Annotated in this window: 19 protein-coding genes; 5 read left to right on the forward strand and 14 right to left on the reverse strand. The window is 73.8% G+C overall.

The annotated features are described in order from the left end of the window. Window positions 1-50 precede the first annotated feature (50 nt). The 10 genes from NV263_RS20230 to NV263_RS20275 all read right to left on the reverse strand — a co-directional run bounded on the left by NV263_RS20230 (window position 51) and on the right by NV263_RS20275 (window position 12,602). Entirely contained in the window at window positions 51-1,580 is a 1,530-nt protein-coding gene (locus tag NV263_RS20230) for a 3-hydroxyacyl-CoA dehydrogenase (RefSeq protein ID WP_380757757.1), read from the reverse strand. An 85-nt stretch (window positions 1,581-1,665) separates the two neighbouring features. Then, a complete protein-coding gene (locus tag NV263_RS20235) occupies window positions 1,666-3,183 on the reverse strand; it encodes an MFS transporter (protein ID WP_263248031.1) in 1,518 nt (505 codons plus the stop codon). Window positions 3,184-3,468: 285 nt separating this feature from the next. Then, window positions 3,469-4,266 (reverse strand): SDR family oxidoreductase, encoded by a 798-nt coding sequence (locus tag NV263_RS20240; RefSeq protein WP_263248034.1) that lies wholly within the window; start codon window positions 4,264-4,266, stop codon window positions 3,469-3,471. 23 nt (window positions 4,267-4,289) lie between these two features. Then, window positions 4,290-5,171 carry an alpha/beta fold hydrolase gene (locus NV263_RS20245; protein ID WP_263248035.1) on the reverse strand — a complete coding sequence of 294 codons (882 nt, stop codon included), beginning with the start codon at window positions 5,169-5,171 and terminating at the stop codon, window positions 4,290-4,292. A gap of 28 nt (window positions 5,172-5,199) precedes the next feature. After that, window positions 5,200-5,880 carry an enoyl-CoA hydratase/isomerase family protein gene (locus NV263_RS20250; protein WP_263248037.1) on the reverse strand — a complete coding sequence of 227 codons (681 nt, stop codon included), beginning with the start codon at window positions 5,878-5,880 and terminating at the stop codon, window positions 5,200-5,202. A gap of 3 nt (window positions 5,881-5,883) precedes the next feature. After that, window positions 5,884-6,648: an SRPBCC family protein gene (locus tag NV263_RS20255; RefSeq protein WP_263248038.1), complete on the reverse strand. Its 765-nt coding sequence runs from the start codon at window positions 6,646-6,648 to the stop codon at window positions 5,884-5,886. Then, window positions 6,639-8,936: a xanthine dehydrogenase family protein molybdopterin-binding subunit gene (locus NV263_RS20260; protein ID WP_263248040.1), complete on the reverse strand. Its 2,298-nt coding sequence runs from the start codon at window positions 8,934-8,936 to the stop codon at window positions 6,639-6,641. The genes NV263_RS20255 and NV263_RS20260 overlap by 10 nt, the downstream gene beginning before the upstream one ends. Continuing rightward, on the reverse strand, window positions 8,933-9,439 hold the full coding sequence (locus NV263_RS20265; protein WP_263248042.1) for a (2Fe-2S)-binding protein: 507 nt from the start codon (window positions 9,437-9,439) through the stop codon (window positions 8,933-8,935). Before NV263_RS20265 ends, NV263_RS20260 begins: the two co-directional genes overlap by 4 nt. After that, window positions 9,436-11,763, reverse strand: a complete 2,328-nt coding sequence (locus NV263_RS20270) for a xanthine dehydrogenase family protein molybdopterin-binding subunit (RefSeq protein ID WP_263248044.1) — start codon at window positions 11,761-11,763, stop codon at window positions 9,436-9,438. The genes NV263_RS20265 and NV263_RS20270 overlap by 4 nt, the downstream gene beginning before the upstream one ends. Further along, a complete protein-coding gene (locus tag NV263_RS20275) occupies window positions 11,760-12,602 on the reverse strand; it encodes an FAD binding domain-containing protein (RefSeq protein WP_263248045.1) in 843 nt (280 codons plus the stop codon). The genes NV263_RS20270 and NV263_RS20275 overlap by 4 nt, the downstream gene beginning before the upstream one ends. Window positions 12,603-12,803: 201 nt before the next feature. Here NV263_RS20275 and NV263_RS20280 point away from each other — a divergent pair, with 201 nt between their 5' ends. The 3 genes from NV263_RS20280 to NV263_RS20290 all read left to right on the forward strand — a co-directional run bounded on the left by NV263_RS20280 (window position 12,804) and on the right by NV263_RS20290 (window position 16,390). Then, window positions 12,804-14,372 carry a class I adenylate-forming enzyme family protein gene (locus NV263_RS20280; protein ID WP_263248047.1) on the forward strand — a complete coding sequence of 523 codons (1,569 nt, stop codon included), beginning with the start codon at window positions 12,804-12,806 and terminating at the stop codon, window positions 14,370-14,372. Next, a complete protein-coding gene (locus NV263_RS20285) occupies window positions 14,369-15,637 on the forward strand; it encodes an amidase (RefSeq protein ID WP_263248048.1) in 1,269 nt (422 codons plus the stop codon). Before NV263_RS20280 ends, NV263_RS20285 begins: the two co-directional genes overlap by 4 nt. Window positions 15,638-15,754: 117 nt before the next feature. Then, window positions 15,755-16,390, forward strand: a complete 636-nt coding sequence (locus tag NV263_RS20290) for a GntR family transcriptional regulator (protein WP_263248049.1) — start codon at window positions 15,755-15,757, stop codon at window positions 16,388-16,390. 218 nt (window positions 16,391-16,608) lie between these two features. Here the strand turns inward: NV263_RS20290 and NV263_RS20295 are convergent, their stop codons facing one another. Both NV263_RS20295 and NV263_RS20300 read right to left on the reverse strand, forming a co-directional pair. Then, complete coding sequence (locus NV263_RS20295) at window positions 16,609-17,775, reverse strand: M20 family metallopeptidase (RefSeq protein WP_263248050.1); 1,167 nt, start codon at window positions 17,773-17,775, stop codon at window positions 16,609-16,611. Further along, complete coding sequence (locus tag NV263_RS20300; RefSeq protein WP_263248051.1) at window positions 17,772-18,689, reverse strand: polysaccharide deacetylase family protein; 918 nt, start codon at window positions 18,687-18,689, stop codon at window positions 17,772-17,774. Before NV263_RS20300 ends, NV263_RS20295 begins: the two co-directional genes overlap by 4 nt. Window positions 18,690-18,783: 94 nt before the next feature. Between NV263_RS20300 and NV263_RS20305 the strand changes: the two genes are divergently transcribed. After that, window positions 18,784-20,223, forward strand: coding sequence for an APC family permease (locus NV263_RS20305; protein ID WP_263248052.1), 1,440 nt, complete (start codon window positions 18,784-18,786; stop codon window positions 20,221-20,223). On the opposite strand, the gene NV263_RS20310 is transcribed toward NV263_RS20305, so the two are convergent. Continuing rightward, window positions 20,199-21,146: a cation diffusion facilitator family transporter gene (locus tag NV263_RS20310; protein ID WP_263248054.1), complete on the reverse strand. Its 948-nt coding sequence runs from the start codon at window positions 21,144-21,146 to the stop codon at window positions 20,199-20,201. The genes NV263_RS20305 and NV263_RS20310 overlap by 25 nt on opposite strands. A 151-nt stretch (window positions 21,147-21,297) precedes the next feature. Further along, on the reverse strand, window positions 21,298-21,570 hold the full coding sequence (locus tag NV263_RS20315; RefSeq protein ID WP_263248055.1) for a helix-turn-helix domain-containing protein: 273 nt from the start codon (window positions 21,568-21,570) through the stop codon (window positions 21,298-21,300). Between the two features lie 694 nt (window positions 21,571-22,264). On the opposite strand from NV263_RS20315, the gene NV263_RS20320 reads away from it, so the two are divergent. Next, window positions 22,265-23,317: a family 2 encapsulin nanocompartment cargo protein polyprenyl transferase gene (locus tag NV263_RS20320; RefSeq protein ID WP_263254281.1), complete on the forward strand. Its 1,053-nt coding sequence runs from the start codon at window positions 22,265-22,267 to the stop codon at window positions 23,315-23,317. The last annotated feature ends 57 nt before the right edge of the window (window positions 23,318-23,374 follow it).

Consider the following 23,374-nt stretch of genomic DNA (forward strand, 5'->3'; position numbering starts at 1 on the left):
TGATGACGCGAAATCGGGGGCAACGTCCCGGAACGGGGACCCCACCGCCCTCAGTCCATAGTGGACAATACGTCGTCCGGGGTGGTGCCGGTTTCGGTCGGTGGCAGACCCAGCGCGGCGCGGTCGACCAGCCAGCGGCTCGGCCGGTAGCGCGGGTCGCCGGTGGCCGAGTGCAGCGCCCGCAGCACCGCCAGGACGCGCTCGGCGCCCACGTGCCCCGCCCACTCCAGGGGTCCGCGCGGATAGCCCAGTCCCAGGCGCACGGCCGTGTCGATGTCCTCGGGCGCACCCAACCCCTGCTCGGCGATGCCGCACGCGGTGTTGACGATCGCGGCGAGCAGGCGCTGCGCGACCATGCCCGCGCCGTCGCGCACCAGCGTCACCGCGCGACCGGTGGCGGCCAGCGCCGCCCACGCCGCCCGGACCACGTCCGGGTCCACCGCCGGGTGCACGGTCAGCGTGAACCGCCGGTCCCAGTTCAACGGGTCGACGCCGCACACCCGCCGCACCGGGTGCCCGGCGTCCAGCGCGGCGGTGGCCGCGCCCGGGCCGAACGGGGTCAGCAGCACGACCGCCTCGGCCGATGGTGCGGCGCCGCGCTCCACGGCGACGTCCGCGGCGGCCAGCAGGTCCAGCAGTTCGGCGTTGTCCGACCACACCGGTCGGCGCGGACCGCTCGGCGCCTGCGGTTCGGGCGGTTCCTGCTTCGCCCCGTCGACGTAGCGGTAGAAGCCCTCGCCGGTCTTGCGGCCCAGCAGTCCCGCTTCCATCCGGCCGCGGGTGATCGGCGAGGGCCGCAGCCGGGGTTCGGCGTAGAAGCCCGACCACACGCTCTCCATCACCGGGTGCGTGACGTCCAGGCCGGTGAGGTCCATCAGCTCGAACGGGCCCATGCGCAGGCCCAGCACGTCCCGGCAGATCCGGTCGACGTCGGCCGGGGCGGCCAGCTGTTCGGCGAGGATCTGCAGCGCCTCGGTGTTCAGCCCGCGACCGGCGTGGTTGACCAGGAAACCGGGGGTGTCGGCGGCGATCACCGGCTGGTGGCCCAACCGCCGCACCAACGCGGCGAACGCCTCCGGGATCCACTCCGCGGTCCGCGCGCCGGGGATGACCTCGACCAGGCGCATCAGCGGGACGGGGTTGAAGAAGTGCAGCCCGGCCAGCCGGCTCGGGTCGCGGAGCGCGGCGGCGATCGAGGTCACCGGCAGCGAACTGGTGTTGGTGGCGAACACCGCGCCCTCCGGGCACGCCTTCTCCAACTCGGCGAACAGTTCCCGCTTGGTCGCCAGGTCCTCGCGGACCGCCTCGATCACCAGGTCCGCGGAGGTCTCGGTCAGCGGGCCGTCGACCGGCCGCAACCGCTGCTTGGCCGCTTCCGCCTCCTGCTCGGACAGCCGCTGCTTGGCGGCGAGCTTGTCGAGCATCGCGCCGACGTGCTCGACGGCCGCGTCGACGGCCTCGCGGCGCACGTCGGCCAGTTCCACGGTGAGCCCGGCGGTGGCGGCCAGTTGGGCGATGCCGCGCCCCATCACGCCGGTCCCGATCACCCGCACCGCGCCGACCCGCTCAGCCCACTGCATCACGCGTCCTCCTCCTCGGTTTCCGCAGGGCACCATCGCACGATCGGCGCAACCGGTCCAGGTTGGCGACCCGGTGTGGTCACGCTCACTCCCGGTCGCGGACGGGTTCGCCGACGCGCGGGGCGTCCAGTTCCCGCCCCCGGGTTTCCGGCGCGGCCACGGCCATCCACAGCGACGCCAGGACCAGGAGTCCGCCGATGGCGGCGAAGGTGAGCGGCAGCCCGAGGTACGGCCACAGCACCGTCCCGAACAGCACCGGGACGAAGCCGGACCCCACGCGGCTGACCGTCGACGCCCAGCCGAACCCGGACGCGCGCAGCCACGTCGGGTACAGCTCCGAGACGTACGCGTACAGCGCGGGGATCGTCAGCTCGATGAGGAAGCCGAACGCGGTGATCCACCACCTCGCCTCGGCGGGGACGTCGAGCCGCACCGCGAACAGCACCAGGGCCAGCACGGCGAGCGGACCGCTGACCCCGATCACCCACTTGCGGCCGATGACGTCGACCAGCCACGCCGACGCCAGTACGCCGACGACGCCGATGCCGGTCATCAACGTGGTCACCATGAAGGCCGCGTAGTCGCCGTAGCCCTGCGCGACGAGGATGCTCGGCAGCCACGTCAGGGCCCCGTAGTAGACGAGGAAGACGGTCAGGAACAGCAACCACGCCACCGACGTGACGCGCGCGCCGAACCGCCACAGCTCGGCGAGCTGGCGACCCACCGAGGCGATGGTCAGCCGCCCCGACTCGCGTTCCGCCGGTCCCACACCGCGACGCGCAGCGTCTCCTTGGGGGGCGGTGGTCGGGCGACCGATGCGACCGCGACGCGCAGCGTCTCCTTGGGGGGCGGTGGCTGGGTGACCGATGCGACCGCGACGCGCAGCGTCTCCTTGGGGGGCGGTGGTCGGGTGACGGGCGGGCTCGTCGACCGCAGCGCCGGTGCGGCGCACCAGGTCGTCGACCACCGCCCGCGCCTCGTCGACGCGTCCCCGGCTGACCAGGTAGATCGGCGACTCCGGGACCGACCGGCGCACCCACACCAGCAGCAGCGCGGGCAGCACCATGACCGCCAGCAGCAACCGCCAGCTGTGCAGCGCCAGCAGCGCGGTGGACACCGCGCCGCACAGCGTCGCGCCCACCGGCCACCAGACGTCCATCGCGGTCAGCACCCGGCCGCGCACCCTGGCCGGGGTGAACTCACCGACCAGGGCGTAGTCGACCGGGATGCAGCCGCCCAGGCCGACCCCGGCGAGGAACCGGAACGCGCAGAACGCCACGTAGTCCGGGGACGCCGCACCGGCCAGGGAGAACAGCGAGAACATCAGCAGCGTCAGGCTGAACGCCCGCTTGCGGCCGATGGTGTCGGCCACCGCACCCCACACGACCGCGCCGACGGCCATGCCGACGAGGTTGGCGGTGCCGATCCAACCGCGCTGCGCCGACGACAGCCCCCACTCCTGGCCGACGAGCGGGATGAGGAACCCGTTGAGGGCCACGTCCCACGCGTCGAACATGAATCCCAGGCCGCCGATCAGGAAGATCGCGCCCTGGACCCGCCACTTCCACGGCAACTCCTGGACGATCCGGTCCGCGGTTCGCACGGCGCCTCCTCGTGAACGGTCTGCGCGACGAGCCCACCGCCGCCTTCGTCACCACGACGGCGGGCTCAGTGCCTGTCTTTGAACCTGCTCCCGGAACCCGCGTGGCAAGCGGCGACAGCCGCTTTCTCTTTCGGTGAGTACGCAAGCAACTTGCACCGCCGCGGGTTCTCCGATGAGCACCGCGGCGCGTCAGCGCCTCCTTGGGGGGGCGGTGGTCGGGCGACGGGCGGGCGGCTGAGGTTCCGCTCCCGGCACCGCCCCCAAAAAGAGTCAGAAGACAGGCGCTCAGACGTCCATCAACGCCTTGCGCTGCCCACCGTCGACGGGGATGTGCGCGCCGTTGAGGTAGCTCGCGCGCGGTGAGGCGAGGAAGGTGACGACGTTGGCGACCTCCTCGGCTTCGCAGATGCGCCCCAGCGGCAACGACGAGACGGCCAGTTCGTGGGCGCGTTCGCCGTCGACCTGCTTGTCCCGGGCGAACGCGGCCTCCAGCCCGGACCAGCGGTCGGTGTTGACCGGGCCCGGGTTGACGGTGTTGCAGCGGATGCCCAGCGGCCCGTACTGCTCGGCGACCGAGGAGGCGAAGTTGATGTCGGCGGCGTTGGCCGCGCCGGCGGTCATCTCCCAGTAGGACGGTTTGAGGCCGTCGTTGCCCACCACGAGCACGATCGACCCCTCGCCGCGTTCGCGCATGTGGCCGATGACCGCGCGGACGGTGCGCACGTAGCCGAGGAACTTCAGCTGCATGCTGCCGAGCCACTGCTCCTCGGTCAGGTCCTCCAGCAGACCGCCGGGCGAGGAACCCGCGCAGGTCACCACGACGTCGATGCGCCCGAACCGCTCGATGGTCGCGGCGACGGCGCGTTCGACGTCATCGGTGACGCTCATGTCCCCGGCCATGCCGACGACCTTGCGGCCGGTGGCCGCGGCGATCTCGTCGGCGGCGCGGACGATGTCGGTCTCGGTGCGGGCGGTGATGGCGACGTCGCAGCCCTCGGCGGCGAGCTGCTCGGCGCACGCCCGCCCGATCCCCTTGCTGGCGCCGGTGACGAACGCGACCTTGCCGTCCAGTTTCAGGTCCATGGTGGATTTCCCTTCGGTTGGGGTTATTTCGCGCCGGTCGTCGACGTGCTCAGGGAGCGCGGGTCGCGGGGTGGCCAGCGGTCGTGGTCCGCCTGCGCGAGGAAGCGCTCCAGGTGCAGGTTGAACAGCTCGGGTTCTTCGAGGTTGCTGACGTGGCCGGTCTTGGGCAGCACCAGCAGGCCGGCCCTGGGCAGGGTGCGTTTGAGCATCAGGTCGGTCTCCAGGACGCCTTCGTCCTCGTCCCCGGCCACCACCAGCACCGGAACGTCCATCGTGGACAGTTCGGCGCGCAGGTCGTACAGCGAGGGGCGTTCCTTCTGCACGTTGCGCATCGTCAGCGCCGCGCCGACCGGGTCGTGCTCGGCGAGCACGGTCACGTGCTCGGCGTGGCCGCGCGGGTCCTTGTTCTGGAACTGCACCCGGGCCGGGCCGTGGCCGTACCACGTCGACATCGCCGCGGAGCCCTCGGTCTCGAAGGCGATCGCGACCTTCTCCGACTCCTCCCGGAACTTCTGCCGCGCGTCCGGGTGGGCGCCGTACCCGCAGCCCGCGACCGTCAGCGAGAGCGCCCGCCGCGGGTACCGGAGTCCGAAGTGCAGCGCGCAGAAGCCGCCCATGGAGTTGCCGACCACGTGGGCGCGTTCCGCGCCGATGGCGTCGAGCACGGCGGCGAGGTCGTCGACGGCGCGGGCCTGGCCGTAGCTCGCGGGGTCGGTCGGCACGTCCGACGGCGGGAAGCCGCGCGCGGCGTAGACGACGCAGCGGTAGCGGCGGGAGAAGTGCCGCACCTGCGGTTCCCAGGAGCGGTGGTCGCCGGCGAACTCGTGCACGAAGACCACCGGCACGCCGCTGCCGGACTCCTCGTAGTGCAGCCGCACCCCGTCGTCGGTGGTGGTGTGGGGCACTCGGACCTCCCTGTGCGATGTGGTGGGATCAGCGCCGGACCGCGCCGGTGAACACCGCCGCGTTGGCGGCGCGTTCGGCCGCGAGGCGTTCGAGCAACCGCTCCCCCGCGACGACGTGTTCCTTCGCACGGCGCACCGCGTCCGCGTCCAGGTGCGCGACACCGCGCGCCAGCTCGACGGCGGCGGCGAGCGGATCGTCGGCGGTGCGGTCGAGCAGGCCGGTGGCCACCGATTCGTCGGCGTCGACGAACCGTTGGGACAGCACCATTTCCACCGCCCGGCGACCGACGGTCGAGGGCATCGCCCACGGTCCGACGGACAACCCGTGCCCGGGGCCGGCGAACTTCCACCGCGCCCGCGGCGAGCCGATCCGCACGTCGGCGGCCAGCGCCAGCTGCGCCCCGCCACCGACGGCGGGGCCGTCCACGGCCGCCACGACCGGCACGGGCAGCCGCACCATGCGTTCGTAGAGCGCGTACAGGTCGTCGCTGACCTGTCGGCGTTCGGCGTCGGGCACCGCCAGGTCGGCGCCCGCGCAGAACCGCCCCGGTGTCGTGGAGGCGAGCACCACCGCCCGCACGTCCGCGCCGAGCTCCTCGAATTCCCGGTGCAGCGCCGAGACCAACGCGGCGTCGAGTGCGTTGTGGACGTCCGGCCGGTCCAGCGCGAGGACCACGACGCCGGGGTCGGGAGCGGTTCTGCGCAGCATGTCTCACCGCTTCCCGAGCAGGCTGACGATCCGGCGCGCCGGGACCGCGTAGCGCCGCGTTCCGATGTGGACGGTGGCGGTGACGACCTCGTCGGCCAGCACGTCGCGCGGCCGCGCGCGGCCGCCCAGCAGCCGTCCGGCCAGGAATCCGGTGGCCAGCGCCGCCGCCACCGGGGCGGCCCGCTTCAGCAGCGGCAGCGCCACCAGGGAGATCCCGTCGAGTTCACCGCCGTCGGCCTGCGGCGCCTCCGCCGGTGCCGCTGTGCGCGCGGCCGGTTCGACGGGCGCGGCGGATTCGGCGGGAGTGGCGGATTCGGCGGGCGCCTCGGTGAGCAGGCCGCCGAGGTTGCGGGCGAACTTCTCCATGAGCTGCTGCGAGACGGTGCCCAGCGCGCCCCTGCCGAACTGGGCGACCTTGCCGCGGATCACCAGGTCGGTGTCCAGCGAGAGCAGGCTCCCCTCGTCGTGCGGGCGGACCCGCACCTGCACCTTCGCCTCGGCGCCGCCGCTGCCGTGCTCGTCGCTGCCCCGCGCGTCCAGCACCAGCCGGTTGCCGGACTCGTCGACCTCCAGGAAGCGGACGGTGCCCCGGTAGGACGCCGAGATCGGGCCGACCTTGACCCGGACCCGGCCCCGGTAGGAGTCGTCGCCCTCCCGTCCTTCCAGCGTCGCGCCGGGCAGGCACGGGGCCACCCGTTCGACGTCGCCCAGCAGCGCGAACACCTCGTCCGGCGCTGCCGGGAGCACCACCTCGTTGCTCAACCGCATGCGGTTCCTCCCATGCCGTGCTGGAAAAGTCCGTGGACGCGGCTCGGGCTCAGCGGCAGCCGACCGACGTCCCCGGTCAGCCCGAGGGCGTCGCGGACCGCGTTGGCCACCGCCGCGCCCACCGCGGTGATCCCGCCCTCCCCGGCACCCTTGGTGCCCAACGGGTTGTCCGGGCTCGGGGCGTCCTCGGTGACGACGACGTCGACGAGGCCGGGGGCCTCGGCCGCGGTCGGCACCAGGTAGTCCAGGAAGGTCGTGGCCTGCGGCTGGCCCTGCGCGTCGTAGTGGAACCGCTCGTACACCGCGCCGCCGAGCCCCTGGGTGACGCCGCCGACCAGCTGGCCCTCCACCAAGGCCGGGTTGATCGCCCGCCCGACCTCGTAGGCCACCAGGTAGCGGGGCACCGCGACGCGCCCGGTGCCCGGGTCCACGTCGACCAGCGCCACGTGCACCCCGTACGGGTAGGTCATGTGGTCGACCTCGAACACCCGGCGCGCCCGCAACCCGGGTTCCTCCCCGGCGGTCAGGTGCGGGCTCCCGGGTGCGCACGCGGCGGCGAGCTCGGCGAGGCCGACGCGCCGGTCCCCGACGGCGAAGCCGTCCCCGTCGTGGTCCAGCAGGTCCGGCGGGGCGCCGAGCAGTCGTGCGGCAACGGCGCGGGCGCGGTCCAGGACCGCGGTCGCGGCCAGGTCCACGGCGTTGCCCGCCAGCACGGTGGACCGGCTGGCCCACGAACCGAGCCCGTGGGGTTGCAGCTCGGTGTCGCCGTTGACCACGTCGACGCGGGTGTGGTCCACGCCCAGCCGTTCGGCGGCGATCTGCGCCAGCACCGTCTCGATCCCCTGGCCCAGCGAGGTTCCGCCGGAGTGCACCCGCACCCGGCCGCTGCGCTCCACGATCACATCGGCCGTCTCATGTGGACCGAGCCCGCTCTTCTCCAGGAACACCGCGAACCCGTAGCCGGCGTGGTGCCCCCGCGCCCGCAGCCGCGCGACCTCCTCGCGCCAGCCGCGGGTCCGCTCCAGCGCCGTCTCCAGCAGCGCCGGGTAGTCACCGGCGTCGAGCACCACGTCGGTGCCGAGCGCGCGCAGCGGGCGCACGTGCGGGATCTCATCGGCCCGCAACAGGTTCCGTCTCCGCAGCTCGGCCCGGTCGACGCCGATCCGGTCGGCGGCGACGTCGAAGAGGTGCTCGCGGGCGAAGGTGCCCTCGTACCGGCCGGGGGCCCGGTAGGTGCCGCACGGCGTCTTGTTCGTCAGCACCACGTCCAGCCTCGCCCGGTACGCGGGGACGCGGTACGGGCCGGGCAGCATGCCGACGGTCAGTTCCGGGACGAGCAGGCCGTGGGTGCGCAGGTAGGCACCGTTGTCGTGCACGACGTGGTCGCGCAGCGCCAGCAGCCGGGCGTCGGCGTCGAAGGCCGCGGCGACCCGGTGCCGCTGCTGGCGGGAGTGGTTGAGCGCGACCAGGCTCTCGGCGCGGTCCTCGGTCCACTTCACCGGGCGCCGCAACCGCCGGGCCAGCCACGGCACGAGCAGGTCCTCCGGGTAGAACTCACCGCGCGCGCCGAACCCGCCCCCGGCGTCCACCGCGTGCAGGCGCACCCGTTCGGCGGGCATGCCGAGCATCCGGGCGAGCACGTCGCGGTTGAACACCGGCACCTTCGTCGCGCCCCACACCTGGAGCGTGCCGTCGGCCTCGGAGTGCTCGGCGACCAGACCGCGCGGTTCCAGCGGCACCGCCGCGTGCCTGCCGATCTCCACGTCGATCTCGACGACGTGCGCGGCCGCGGCGAACGCGGCGTCGACGTCGCCGTACCCGACGTCCAGTGTGGACACCGGTGCCGCGTGGGAGGCGTCCACCACCACCGGGAGTTCCCGGTGTTGCACCACGACCAGTTCGGCGGCGTCCTCGGCGGTGTAGGGGTCCTCGGCGACCACCGCCGCGACCGGTTCACCGACGTAGCGGACCTCGTCGGTCGGCAGGACGCGTTGCAGGCAGCCGTCGGGTTCGTCGCCGCGCGGCAGCCGGATCGGGATCGGCGGCAGGTCGGCGAGGTCGTGCCCGGTGACCACCGCGACCACCCCCGGCACCGCCCGGGCCGCCGAGGTGTCGATGCCGGTGATCTCCGCGCGCGCCGCGGTGGACCGGACGAAGCGCACGTGCACCTGGCCGAGCCGGTCGACGTCGTCGGCGAACCGGCCCAGGCCCCGGAGCAGCCGGTCGTCCTCGTGGCGCCGCACCCGCGCACCGACGACCCCGGTGCGCTGCGGCAACGCGGTGCTCATGCGCCGCTCCCGTCGTCCGGGCAGGCGCTGCGCCTGCGGCGCTGGGCGACGTCGGTGATGGCGGCGACGATGCCCTGGTAGCCGGTGCAGCGGCACAGGTTGGACGAGACCACCTCGCGGATGTCCGCGGCCTCGGCGTCCGGGTTCTCCGCCAGGTACGCCTCCGCGAGCACCAGGAACCCCGGCGTGCAGAACCCGCACTGCAACCCGTGGTGGCGGGAGAACGCCTCCTGCAGGTCGGACAGCTCGTCGCCGTCGGCCAGGCCCTCCACGGTGCGGACCTGGCAACCGTCGGCCTGCACGCCGAACATCAGGCACGACCGGGCGGGCGCGCCGTCCACCAGCACCGTGCACGCGCCGCAGATCCCGTGCTCGCACCCCAGGTGCGTGCCGGTGCGGCCGAGGTCGTGGCGCAGCACGTCGGCGAGCGTGCGGCGGGATTCGACGACCACCTCGTGCTCGGTGCCGTTGACCGTCAGGGTGATCAGGTGCTGGTCCTTCATCGGCTCTCCAGGGCTCGCTGAACCTGCTCGGGGCGCACGGGCACCGCGTCGAGTTCCACCCCGGTGCCGCGCAGCGCGTCGTTGACGGCGTTGAGGACCGCGGCCGGGGCGCCGATGGTGCCGCCCTCGCCCATGCCCTTCGCGCCGGTCTCGGTGAACGCGCACGGCGTCTCCAGGTGTTCGACGTCGATCTCGGGGACCTCCGCGGCGGTGGGCACCAGGTAGTCCATCAGGCTGCCCGCGGTCGGCTGGCCGTCGGCGTCGTAGTCGATCGCCTCGTACAGCGCCGCGGCGATGCCCTGCGCGACACCGCCGCGCACCTGGCCGTCCACGATGTCCGGGTTGATCACCACGCCGCAGTCCTCGACCACCAGGTAGCGCAGCAGCCGGACCGCACCGGTGCGCCGGTCCAGTTCGACGACCGCGCCGTGGGTGGCGTTGGAGAAGGTGCCCGAGGTCAGCACGTCGAAGACGGCCTGGCCGGACAGGCCCGGCTCGGTTCCCTTCGGCAGCCGGTGCGAGCGCAGGTAGGCGGTCTCGGCGACGCTCGCGAGCGGCACCGACCGGTCCGGGTCGTCGCGCAGCCGGCACCGGCCGTCGTCCAGTTCGACGTCGTCCGGGTCGGCCTCCAGCAGGTGCGCGGCGACGGTCCGGATGCGTTCGGCGAGCCGGTCGGCGGCCTGCCGCACCGCGCCGCCGCCGATGGCCGCCGAGCGGCTGCCGAAGGTGCCCCAGCCGTAGCTGACCAGGTCGGTGTCGCCCTGCCGCACCTTGACCGCGTTCGGGTGCAGCCCGAGCCGGTCGGCGGCGATCTGCGCGAGCGTGGTCTCGTGCCCCTGCCCGTGCGCCGAGGTGCCGGTGGTGACGGTGACCTGCCCGCCAGGGTCCATGCGCACCTCGGAGATGTCGTACCCGGGCACCACGGACATCTTGCGCTGGGCGAACGCCTCGGTGCCGTACCCGGTGCGCTCGTTGAAGCAGGCGTAGCCGATCCCGATGGTCCGGTCGGGGTCCGCGCGCCGCCGCGGCCACCCCTCGTCGGTCAGCCGCCGCTCGCACAGGTCCAGCGACTCCCGGTAGGAGCCGGGGTCGTAGGTGATGCCGTTGACCCCGGTGTGCGGGAACGTGTCGATCAGGTTGCGCCGCCGCACCTCGACCGCGTCGAGCCCGAGCCGCCGCGCGGCGCGTTCCATCAGCCGTTCCATGACCAGCACGATCTGCGGGCGGCTCACGCCCCGGTACGGCGCGGTGGGCGCCTTGTTGGTGGCCACGCCGCGGGCCCGCACGCGGTAGCGCGGCACCCGGTAGACACCGGGCATCTCGTGCGCGGCCATCAGCGGTTCCACCCCGCTGGTGAACGGGAACACCGAGTAGGCGCCGACGTCGCAGCGGATCTCGGCGTCCAGCGCGAGGATCCGGCCGTCGGCGTCGAAGGCCGCCCGCGCCCGGTGGTGCTGCTGGCGGCCGTGGAAGCTGGCGAACAGCCCCTCCCGGCGGTCCTCGATCCACTTGACCGGGCGGCGCAGCCGCAGCGCGGCGGCGGCCACCGCGATCTCCTCGCGGCCCACCACGCACTTGAGGCCGAAACCGCCGCCGACGTCGGGCACGATCACCCGCACCTGCCGTTCGGACAGCCCCAGGCAGCGGGCCACGGCGGTGCGCACCTGGTGCGGCACCTGGGTGGAGATGTGCACCACGAGCTGGTCGTCGCGGTCGGACCACTCGGCCAGGCAGCCGCGCGGTTCCAGCGGCAGCGCGTTCTGCCGCGCGCTGTCCACAGTGGTCTCGACGACGCAGTGCGCGGTCGTCAGCACGTCGTCGACGTCGTCGTCGAACGGCGTGAGGTCCAGGAACGCGTTGGCGACGAGTTCGTCGTGCACGCGCGGCGCGCCCTCGGCCAGCGCCTCGTCCACCGAGGTCACCGCGCGGCGGGCGGTGTAGTCGACGGAGGCCAGTTCGACGCCGTCCTCGGCGGTGTAGGGGTCGTCGGCCAGCACGATCGCCACCGGCTCGCCCGCGTAGCGGATCCGGTCGGCGGCCAGCACGGGCATCGTGGTGGGGGTGAACTCGTCGCGCTCCAGGAGTGCGACGAGCCCGCTCAGGCCGAGGTCCGCCGCGGCGAACGCGGCGCGCACACCGTCCACTTCGGTCACCGCGGTGAGGTCGACGGCGTCGATGTCGGCGGCCGCCAGCGGGCTGCGCACGAACGCCGCCGACAGCGCCGACGCGCGTTCCAGGTCGTCGACGAAGCAGCCGCGTCCGGTCAGCAGCCGCCGGTCCTCCCTGCGGCGCAACCGCGCGCCGACCCACCGCTGCCCGGTCACCCGGCCACCGCCTCGCGGCACGCCCGCAGCACCAGCGTGCGGGTGAGCGCGCGCCGGTACTCGGCGCTGCCGTGCGCGTCCGCGGGTGGGTCGATCGCGGCCGCCGCGGCGTCGGCGCACGCCTCGAACAGTTCGTCACCGGGTTCGCCCCCGGCGAGCACCGCCTCGGCCTCGGGCACCCGCACCGGCACGGGCGCCACCCCGCCCAGCACGACCCGCCCGCCGCCGTCGGCCCCGCCCAGGTCCACCGCCGCGGCGACGATCGCGAAATCCCCGCTGCGCTGGGCGAATTCGGTCAGCGCTGCGTGCGGCGCGGGTTTCGGGAACACCACTTCGACGATCATCTCGTCCGGTTCCAGGGCGGTGGTGAACACGCCGAGGAAGAAGTCCGCGGCGGGCACCGAGCGGCGACCCCGGGTGCTCTGCACGACGATCCGCGCGTCCAGCAACACCGCCAGCAGGCACCACTCCGCGGTGGAGTCGGCGTGCGCCAGGCTGCCGCCGACGGTGCCGCGGGTGCGGATCGGGTAGTGCCCGATCCAGCGGGCCGCGCGGCTGAGAACCCGGAAACCACCGGCGGTTTCCGCGGCGGTCTCGATCCTGCGGTGGGTGGTCAGCGCACCGACGTGCAGCGCGTCGCCCTCGCGGACCGGCTGGTCGAGGCCGCGGACGCGGCCGATGTCGACCAGCGCGGCCGGGCGGGCGAGCCGGAAGTTCATCATGGCCACCAGGCTCTGCCCGCCGGCGAGGAGTTTCGCCTCGTCGCCGAGTTCGGCGAGCAGTTCGGTCGCGCCGCGCACGTCGTGCGCCCGGTGGTACTCGAACGATGCGGGTTTCACGGCTCTCCTCTCCGCGGCTGCCGCCGCGGCCGCCGGTCTCCACGAAAAGCCGCCGTTCCACGAAAAGCAACGGCTACTGCCTGAAACTTGGTATATCATGATTCAAACAGCGCGGTCCGTGCCGCGCAAGTACCGATCCACCGCGTTTTCCGTTGTCCCACCGCCGAAAAATCCCCTCGACGGCACACCCGGGAGCCGGTCTTGACAGCGAACATCCCCTCGCACCACACTGACGCCCGCTCCGCCTGGCGGCGGCACGGCGCGAGCCCCGAACAAGTGGCCGACCTGGCCCGCGGCAGCCTGCCGTCCGCGTGGCGCGTGCGCCCCGACCATCCAGCGCTGCTGTTCCCCGCCGAGTCCGACCGGTGGATCACCCACGGCGAACTCGACGAACGCAGCGCCCGCACCGCGACGTGGTTGCGCGCCAACGGTTTCTCCACCGGTGATCGCGTGCTGCTGTGCGGTGCCAACTCCTCCGCGCTGGTGGTCGCCTACCTGGCGCTGCTGCGCGCCGGAGCCGTCGTCGTGCCCGCCAACCCCGCCTACACCGCCGACGAGCTGGACCACCTGGTCACCGACAGCGGCGCGGAATGGGCGTTCGCCGCGCGCCCGGCCGCCGACCGGCTCGACGGCCCGCGACTGGTCCCGCTGGACGAACCGCTGCCCGAACACGCACCGGCCGCACTCCCCTCGCTCGGTTCGGACGACCTCGCGCTGCTGGGCTACACCTCGGGCACCACCGGGGCTCCCAAGGGGGTTCCGCTCACGCACGGCAACCTGCTGTCCTCGATCCGGGCGGCGATGCTGGCCTGGCGGTGGGGCGAGGACGACGTGCTGGTGCACTCGCTGCCGCTGAGCCACCAGCACGGCCTCGGCGGGGTGCACGCGACGCTGCTGGCCGGTTCCTCGGCGGTCGTGCTGCCGACCTTCGACGCCGAGCAGCTGACCGACGCCGTCCACCGGCACGCCGCGACCGTGCTGTTCGCCGTCCCGGCGATCTACGAACGCCTCGCCGCCGAAGCACCCCGCGCGCTGACCGCCCCGGCGCTGCGGCTCGCGGTCAGCGGCTCCGCCCCGTTGGGCCCCGAACTCGCCGAACGGCTCTCCGGGATCATGGGCCGACCGCCGCTGGAGCGCTACGGCAGCACCGAGGCCGGGCTGGACGTGTCCAACCCGCTCGACGGGCCGCGCGTGCCGGGAACCGTCGGGCTGCCGCTGCCCGGCGTCGAGATGCGCATCGCCGACGACTCCGGTGCCGACGCCGCCGACGGCGAGATCCTGCTGCGCGGCCCGCAGGTGTTCGGCGGCTACTGGAACCGGCCCGCGGAGACCGCCGAGGCGTTCCACCCCGGCGGCTGGTTCCGCACCGGGGACCTCGGGCACGTCGACGCCGAGACGGGTTACCTGCGCATCACCGGCCGCAAGAAGGAGCTGATCATCACCGGCGGCCTCAACGTCTCGCCGCGCGAGGTGGAGCTGGCGCTGGAGCGGCATCCCGCCGTCGCCGAGGCCGCGGTCGCCGGGCTGCCCTCCCAGCGGTGGGGCGAACAGGTCACCGCCTGGGTGGTGCCCACCGAGGCGGTCGACCCCGACGAGCTGGTGGCGCACTGCCGCGCGCGGCTGGCCCCGCACAAGTGCCCGAAGCAGGTGTTCGTCGTGGACTCGTTGCCGCGCAACAGCATGGGCAAGCTGCGCCGTTCCGCGCTCGCGCCGCCCGACACCGCTGAGCTGGACCGGGCGGTCGCCAAGCTGTGGCGGGCCGAGCTGTGACCGGCGGGACGACCGTCGCCGGGCTGGGGGCGCGGCTGCGCGCGGGCATCGACACGGCCGTCGCGGTGGTCGGGCGGGCGCTGGCCGCCGCCGAGGCCACCGGCACCGGCGCGTTCGTGCAGGTCCGCGCCGAACGAGCGCTGGCCGAGGCCGAGGTCGCCGACCGGGAACTGGCCGCCGGGCTCGACCGGGGCCCGCTGCACGGCATCCCGTTCGCGGTCAAGGACAACATCGACGTCGCCGGGTGCTGGACCCGCTGCGGCACGCCGGGCCTGGGCCACCACCTCGCCGAGCGGGACGCCGCCGTGGTCGCCCGGCTGCGCGCCGCCGGGGCGGTGGTCGTCGGCAAGACCCGCACCCACGAGCTCGCGTGGGGCATGCTGACCCCGGGCTGCCGCAATCCGCGCGACCTCGGCCGCATCGCGGGCGGTTCCAGCGGCGGATCGGCGGCCGCCGTCGGCGACGGCGTGGTACCGCTGGCCCTGGGCACCGACACCGCGGGGTCGGTGCGCAACCCGGCCGCGCTGTGCGGGGTCGTCGGCGTCAAACCGGGCGTCGGCGAGACCCCGATGACCGGCATCGCACCGCTGGCGCCGACCCAGGACACCGCCGGTGTGCTCGGCACCGGCCCCGCCGACTGCGCGGCGGCGCTGCTGGCGCTCGGGGTCCCGATGCACCGCGCGGACGTCCGGCGGGTCGGGATCGTCGCCGACGGCTGGGCCGGGCGGGTGGAACCGGAGGTCGGCGCCGCGGTCGCCGACGCGGCGGCCCGGCTGCGCGCGCTCGGCGTCGAGGTGGTCGACGTCGGGATGCCCCACTCCTCGCTCGCGCCCGCCGCCTCGTTCGTGATCATGCTCGCCGAGTCCGCCCGCCGGTGGTTCCCCGCCGACGGCGTCGGCCCGGAGATCCGCGCGCGGCTGCTGCTGGGCGCGAACCTCCGCGACGCCGACTACCGGCGGGCGCTCGCGGTCCGCGAGGCGATCCGCGCCGGGCTGGATGCCGCGCTCGCCGACGTCGACGCCCTGCTGCTGGCGACCACCCCGGTCACCGCCGCGCCGGTGGGTGCGCAGGTCGTGGACTGCGCCGGGCGTTCGGTGCCGGTGGAGACCGCGGGCACCGCGCTCACCGCCCTGGCCTCGGTGTCCGGGCTGCCCGCCGTGTCGGTGCCCGGCACGGCCACCGGGCTGCCGGTCGGGGTGCAGTTCCTCGCCGCCGCGACCGGCACCGCGCTGCGGTGCGCCGAACTCGTCGGGACCGCCCGGTGACCCGCCCGCCCCCGGCTAGGATCGGCTCCCCGAGCGACCCGGCCGCTCTTCTCCTTCGGGCGAGTACGCGAGCGACTCGCACCGCCACGCACACCGACCCCGGAGAGGCACCGCCTGATGCAGCCGCTGTACACCAGTAAGACCGAGCTGGTCACCAGCATGCTCCGCGAGCTGATCGTGACCGGGGAGCTGGAGCCGGGGGCGTCGCTGCGCCAGCGCGACCTGGCCGCCCGGCTGGGCGTGAGCCCCACCCCGGTGCGCGAGGCGCTGCGCCGCCTGGAGTCCGAGGGGCTGGTCAGCACCGACCAGCACCGCAGCGCCACGGTCGCGGAGTCCTGGCTGGACGCCACCGAGGAGAACTACCTCATCCGCGCCGCCCTGGAGTCGCTGGCCGCCAAGCTCGCCGCGCGGCGGATCGACGAGGACCAGCTGTCGGCCATCACCGCGATCAACGAGCGGATCCTCGCGTTGGAGGAGGGCGACCGCTCCTACGGCGCGCTCAACCGCGAGTTCCACTTCGCGATCTACCAGGCGGCGGGCAGCCCGGTCCTGCTGTCGCTGATGCGGATGCTGTGGCAGGCCATGCCGGACGGTCCCAAGGTCGCCCGCAGCCACCGGGAATCGGCTGCCGAGCACGCGGCGATCATCGCGGCGCTGCGCGACCGCGACAGCACGCGCGCCGGACAGCTGACCTACACCCACATCGTCGGCAGCGAACACCTCGACGACGAACGGCGGCGGGAAGGCGGCTGAGTACCTGTCTTCGAACCTGCTCCCGGAACCCGCGTGGCAAGCGGCGCCAGCCGCTTTCTCTTTCGGTGAGCGCTCTCGCCACTTGCACCGCCGCGGGTTCTCAGCGGTCGGCTCGCGAGGACAGCCCCGACGCTGTGTATTGGGCCAAAACGAGTTCGAAGACAGGCTCTGAGCTTCGAACCGGTCCCGCCGCGACGAACCCGGGAGCGGCTCCGAGGTCAGTCCGCCAGGGCGGCGAGCACGGCGGCGGCGACCGCGGCCCGTTCCAGCGCTCCGGACACGGTGGCGTGTTCGGTCCGGGCGTGCGCGCCGCCGCCGACGGCGCCGATGCCGTCGAGGACGTCCGCCCCGGCCGCCTGGGCGAAGTTGCCGTCGCTGGCGCCGCCGACGGCGGCCTCGCGCAGGTCGACGCCGAGCGGTGCGGCGCAGTCGCGGGCCAGCGCGAACAGCTCCGCGACCCCGTCGGTGCGCTCGAACACCGGGCGGTTCCAGCCGCCCCCGACTTCCACCCGCGCCTTCGGGTGCGCGGGCGCGAGCGCGGCGAGGCCGTCGCTGACGCGCTGCTGCTCGGCGGCGGTCGCCACCCGGACGTCGAGTTCGGCGACGGCGCGTCCGGCCGTGACGTTGGCGCGGGTGCCGCCGTGCACGACGCCGATGTTCACCGACGTCCCGGCGTCGAGGTCCGCCAGGTCGCGGCAGCGCAGGACCTGGTGGGCCATCTCGTGCACGGCGCTGCACCCGGAGGTGGGGTCGAGCCCGGCGTGGGCTTCCTCGCCGGTGACGGTGAGGGTGAACAGGCCGACGCCCTTGCGCGCGGTCTTGATCGCCCCGTCGGCGCTGGCCTCGAAGCACAGCACCGCCCGGCTGCGGCGTGCCTCGTCGGTGATGACGTCCGAGGACGCGGTGCTGCCGGTCTCCTCGTCGCCGTTGAGCAGCAGGGTGAACCCGGGTGTCGGCAGGTCCAGCGCGTCCAGCGCGCGCAGCGCCCAGACCGCCTGCACCAGGCCGGTTTTCATGTCGAACACGCCCGGTCCGGTCAGGACGTCGCCGTCGCGGCGGAACGGCCGTTCCGCGAGGGTGCCCAGCGGCCACACCGTGTCGTAGTGCGCGAGCAGCAGCACGGGGCTCCCGGTGCCGCCGCGGTACCGGCGGACGCTGATGTCGCCCGCGCCGTCGCGGGGGTGCGAGCGCCGCTCGTCCGGGGTGCCGAGCCGTTCGTCGAGCCAGTTCTCCAGCCACCGCAGGCATTCGGCGAGCGCGCCCGGGTCGTCGCTGGGGCTCTCCCGGCCGACGTAGTCGGCGATGTCGGCGACTACGTCCTCCTCGTGCCGTGCCAGCCAGGCGTGCACCGCCCTGGTCTCGTCGTCGGTGAGGACTGGTTTCATCCGGATCCTTTCGCGCGGCGGAGTTCGGCGTGTGCCAGGTCGGCGAGGTCGGCGTGCGTGGCGAACCAGATGCCGTCGTGCACGCGGACGTGGTCCAGCAGTTCGGCGAGGATCGCCAGGCGGGACCGGTGGCCGATGAGGTGCGGGTGCAGGGTGAGTTGGAAGACGCCGCCCGCCCGGTAGGCCGCGTCGAACTCGTCGGTCCAGATCTCCAGCACGTCGCGGGGGCGCAGGTGCGGCCGCACGCCCTCGTGGCGGTCCATGGTGAAGTACACGGCGTCGTCGCGGATCCAGTCGACCGGGATCTCCACCAACCCGGTGGGTTCGCCGTCGGCGAGGATCTCGTACGGCTCGTCGTCGGCCATCAGCGAGGAGTCGTAGCGGAACCCGACTTCGCGCAGCGTCCGGAGCGTGGTGTCGGAGAACTCCCAGGACGGTGTGCGGACGCCGACCGGTCGGACACCGGTCAGCCCGGTGAGCGCGTCGACCGACCGCGCGAGGAGGTCCAGTTCGTCGCGACCGTCCAACTCGGTGTTGCGCTCGTGGATCCAGCCGTGCACCCCCACCTCGTGCCCGGATTCCACATAGGACTCCACTTCGGCGGGGTGCAGCAGGGCGGACACGGCCGGGACGAAGAACGTCGCCGGGATGTCGTAGCGCCCCAGCAGTTCCAGGATCCGCGGTGCGCCGACGCGCGAGCCGTACTCGCCCTGCGCCAGCAGTCCCGGGCTGGTCCGCCCGTCGCGCAGCGCCAGCGTCTCGTGGTCGGCGTCGAACGACAGCAGCACGGCCGCGTGGGCGTCCCCGGGCCAGCGCGCCGGGACCAGGCGCCGTCCCGCGCGCACCGCCGCCACGTGGCCGCGCCACTGGTGTTCCGGCCACTGCCAAGCGGGGGTCGACGACGATCCGGACACGCAGACCTCCTCCGCCCGACGCGTGCACCTGCGCTCAACAGTCAAGCACGGACGCGCAAGACCCCGGGGACGCGCGGCAGCACCATCACCGCTCGTGGCGACGAACGAAGCGGTGACCGAACGCGAGGGCGCGGCGCGGCTGCGCGGTTCGCTCGGCGTGCCCGGAGTGGTGTTCCTGGTGGTGGCCGCGGCGGCGCCGCTGACGGCCATCGGCGGGGCTGGGCCGGTGGCGCTGGCGCTGGGCAACGGCCCCGGACTGCCCGGCGCCTACCTGTTCGCGACCGCGGTGCTGCTGCTGTTCTCGGTGGGTCTCACCACGATGAGCAGGCACGTCACCAATCCCGGCGCGTTCTACGCGTACGTCGCGCAGGGCATCGGCAGGCCGCCCGGCCTGGCGGCGGCGTTCCTGGCGCTGCTGGCCTACACGGCGATCCAGGCGTCGATGTACGGCATGGTGGGCAGCGTGGTCGCCGAGGCGGTCGCCGGGCTCGGCGGTCCCCACCTGCCGTGGTGGGTGGTCGCGGCCGGGTGCCTGGCGCTGGTGGCGGTCCTGGGGTACCGGCAGGTCGATCTCAGCGCGAAGGTGCTCGGGCTGCTGCTGGTGTGCGAGATCGGGATCGTCGCGGTGCTCGACGCGGGTGTGCTCGGCAGCGGCGGGGCGCACGGCGTGTCGGCGGTGTCGTTCACCCCGGGCGCGTTCTTCAGCGGCAACCCGGGCATCGGCGTGATGTTCGCGTTCGCCTCGTTCATCGGTTTCGAGGCCACCGCCGTCTACGGCGAGGAGACCCGCGACCCGGGTCGCACGGTCCCGCTGTCGACCTACGTGTCGGTGCTGCTCATCGGCGGTTTCTACGCGCTGTCGTCGTGGGCGCTGGTGCTCGCCTGGGGACCGGACCGGGTGCGCTCGGCGGCGAACGCCGCCCCGCAGGAGCTGATCTTCGACACCGCCGGGCGCTACCTGGGGCCCCTCGCCGCGGACTCGATGCGGGTGCTGCTGGTGACCAGCCTGTTCGCCGCGATCCTGGCGTTCCACAACGCGATCGCCCGGTACCTGTTCGCGCTGGGGCGGGAGGGCGGGATGCCGTCCCGGCTGGGCCGCACGCACCCCCGGCGCGGTTCGCCGCACCTGGGTTCGCTGGTGCAGACGGCCAGTGCGGTGCTGGTGGTGGGCGCGTTCGCCGCGGTGGGCAGCGACCCGGTGCTAGAGCTGTTCTCCTGGATGTCCGGGGTGGGCACGGTCGGGATCGTGCTGGTGCAGGCGCTGACCTGCCTGGCGGTGCTGGTGTTCTTCCGCAGGCGGCGCGCGGGTTCCGGGCTGTGGCACGCGGTCGTCGCGCCGGGTGCCGGGCTGGTGGGTCTGCTGCTGGCGTTGGGGCTGGTGATCGCGAACTTCACCACGCTGATCGGCGGATCGGTGCGGCTCGCCGCGTCGTTCGGCGTGCTGGTCGCGCTGGTGGGGTGCGCGGGCGTCGCGCTGGCCCTGCACTGGCGCCGACGCGATCCGCGCCGCTACCGGCGGCTGGGCGGTTCGTGAGCGCCCGCGGGGTGGGCGTGGATCAGGGCGCTGCGCACCGGAAGGGCGTGCAGCAGCCGGTGTTCGGCGGAGTGCGCGATGCGGTGCGCCTCGGCCAGCGTCAGCGCCGGGTCGACGTCCACTTCGGACTCCGCGTGCAGCCGGTGGCCGACCCAGCGCATCCGGAACGCGCTGACGCCCCGCACTCCCGGTGTGGCGGCGAGTTCCCGTTCCGCGCGGGTGACGAGGCCGGGGTCCACGGCGTCGAGCACCCGGCCCAGCACCTCGGTCGCCGAATTCCGCAGCGCGGCGACGATCGCCGCGGTGATGAGCAGGCCGACGACCGGATCGGCCCACCACCAGCCCAGTGCGGCGCCCCCGGCCGAGGCCACCACGGCCAGGCTGGTGAACCCGTCGGCGCGCGCGTGCACCCCGTCGGCGACCAGCGCCGCCGAGCCGATCCGGCGGCCGACGCGCATCCGGTGGCGGGCCACGAGTTCGTTGCCCAGGAAGCCGAGCACCCCGGCCGCCGCCACCCAGCCGGGGTGCGCCACGTCCCGGGGCTCGGCGAACCGGCTGACCGCTTCGACGCCGGTGGCCACCGCCGAGGCGGCGATCACCGCGAGCACCACCAGTCCGGCCAGGTCCTCGGCGCGTCCGAGGCCGTAGGTGAAGCGCCGCGACGGTGCGCGCCGGGCCAGCAGGAACGCGGCCGCCAGCGGAACGGCGGTCAGCGCGTCGGCGGCGTTGTGCACGGTGTCGCCGAGCAGCGCCACGGAGCCCGTGGCGGCGACGAGCACGGCTTGGCCGAGCGCGGTCGCCAGCAGTCCGGCGGCGGAGACCAGCAGCGCCCGCATGCCGTCGCGGCTGGCCGCCAGGGTGTCGTCGACGTGCGGGCCGTGGTGGTGCGGGACGGCCGGGCGGTCCTTCCGGTGTGCGGACATGGCGCCTCCCCGGGGCCGCTCCGCCCACCGTATGCCCGGGGTCCGGACTGCGACAACGCCGTTGTTGCCCACCGCTACCAGCAGCGGGATCCGGGCACGTGCGGGGAGTTCGCGACACCCCGCACGTCTGTCCATTGTGGTCGTCGCGCGGTCACTCCGAGCCGACCGCGGTGCCCGACCGCACCCCGCCGTCGGGTCGCAGCACGCGTTCGGGTTCGGGGACCAGCAGGTCCCCGACGTCGCAGCCGAGCACCGCGCAGATGACGTCGAGGTCGTCCAGCTTGAGGCTGGCCGGCGTCTTCGACCACAGCCCGGACATCTTCCCCGCGGAGATGACCAGGCCGTGCTCGGCGAGTCGGCGCTGCAGCTCGCTGGCCTTCCAGATGCCCCGCTGCGCGGCGGCCAGCCGCAGGTTCCACTTCACGCTGCAAATCCCTTTCTGGCGAACACGGGGGCCGGACGCACCCGAGATGGCTCTCGATCTTGTCGAAACTATTTCATGAACCCCGACCGAGCGCCGGGAATCCAACGGTCAAATCCGCCTCCGAACACTACTACCGAACAACTCCGGCACCGATAACCCGATTTGCGGAATCCCGCATCCCGAGCCCTTTAACCCGAGTGGAGCAATGCGCCGGATTCATTCCGGATATTCCGTTGCCGGATTGCTGCGCGCGGGGCAACCAATGGCCGGATTTCACGGGAAAAGCGGCCGGGGCCATCACGCTGCGTCGGTGGCAAGACGCATTTCAGGTGATCTTGGCCCTGGCCCGGTCAGCGCCCCCTCCTCCGCCACGAGCAGCACGTTCGGGGGACTGTACGGCCCAAGGTCACGATGCTAACGTCCGGGGCGGCGGCGACGCACGGTTAATTGAACGGACTCTGCATATTCCGGATTGGACCGCCCGCTATTGCCCCGGATCCCTCGGTCCGGCTTTCTCCGACTCCCCGAACCGACGATTGGTGGCATTCGCATGTCCGCGACCGAACAGCTCGACGTCCCCGACCGGGAACCGCGGCCGGGCAGCACCGGCGCCGCGGAGCGCGCCGTCCCGCGCGAACCGCCACCCGCAGCCGACACCTCCGGTGGAGATCTCCCCGCCACGGCGGCACTTCCGATGCAGAAGTCCACAGTGGATGAACGGGCGGGCGGGCTCGACCGCGCGGCGGCCGACGCGCTCGACCGCGCCCGGACCGTGGTGGAACCGGCGCTGCGCGCCGCCGTCGACCGGTTGCCCGGGCGCATGCGGCACATCGCCGGGTACCACCTCGGCTGGTGGGACGAGCACGGCGCGCCGGTCACCGCCCACCGGGGCAAGGCGATCCGCCCGGCCATGGTGCTGGCGTGCGCGTCCGCGGTCGGTGGCGATCCCGAGGCGGCGGTGCCCGCCGCCGTCGCCGTGGAACTCGCGCACGACTTCTCGCTGCTGCACGACGATGTCATGGACGGCGACGTGCGCCGCAGGCACCGGCCCACGGCGTGGACGGTGTTCGGCAGCAGCGCGGCGATCCTGGCCGGGGACGCGTTGCAGACGCTGGCCACCGACGTGCTGGTGGCCAGCGGGCACCCGGAGGCCAGCACCGCGGTGCGGGTGCTCAACACGGCGGTGCTGAGCCTGATCAACGGGCAGAGCGCGGACCTGGCCTTCGAGGAGCGCTCCGACGTCGAGCTGGCCGAGTGCCAGCGGATGGCGGGCGACAAGACCGGGGCGCTGCTGGGTTGCGCGTGCGCGCTGGGCGCGCTGCTGGGCGGTGGGCGCACCCAGCAGGTCGCCAGGCTGTGCAGTTTCGGCGAGAGCCTCGGCCTGTCGTTCCAGCACGTCGACGACCTGCTGGGCATCTGGGGCGACCCGTCGACGACGGGCAAGCCGGTGTTCTCCGACCTGCGCACCCGCAAGAAGACGCTGCCGGTGGTGGCGGCGCTGCGGTCCGGCACCGCGGCCGGGCAGCAGCTCGCCGAGCTCTACCACCGCGAACACCCGTTGACCGGCAGCGAGCTGGCGCACGCGGCCGAGCTGGTGGCGGTGGCGGGCGGTCGGGTGTTCAGCCAGCGCGAGGCGGACCGCCTGCTGGAGCAGGCGCTGCGCGACCTGCGCGACGCCGATCCGCCGCCCCGCGCCGCCGAGCAGCTGACCGCGCTGGCCCGGATGGTCATCCGCCGCGACCGGTGACCGGGCCGGTCAGTGCCTGTTCTTTGAACTTGGTTGCGACGGGGCGTGGTAAGCGGC

This window comes from Saccharopolyspora rosea, assembly GCF_025643595.1.
Lineage (GTDB): Bacteria > Actinomycetota > Actinomycetes > Mycobacteriales > Pseudonocardiaceae > Saccharopolyspora > Saccharopolyspora rosea.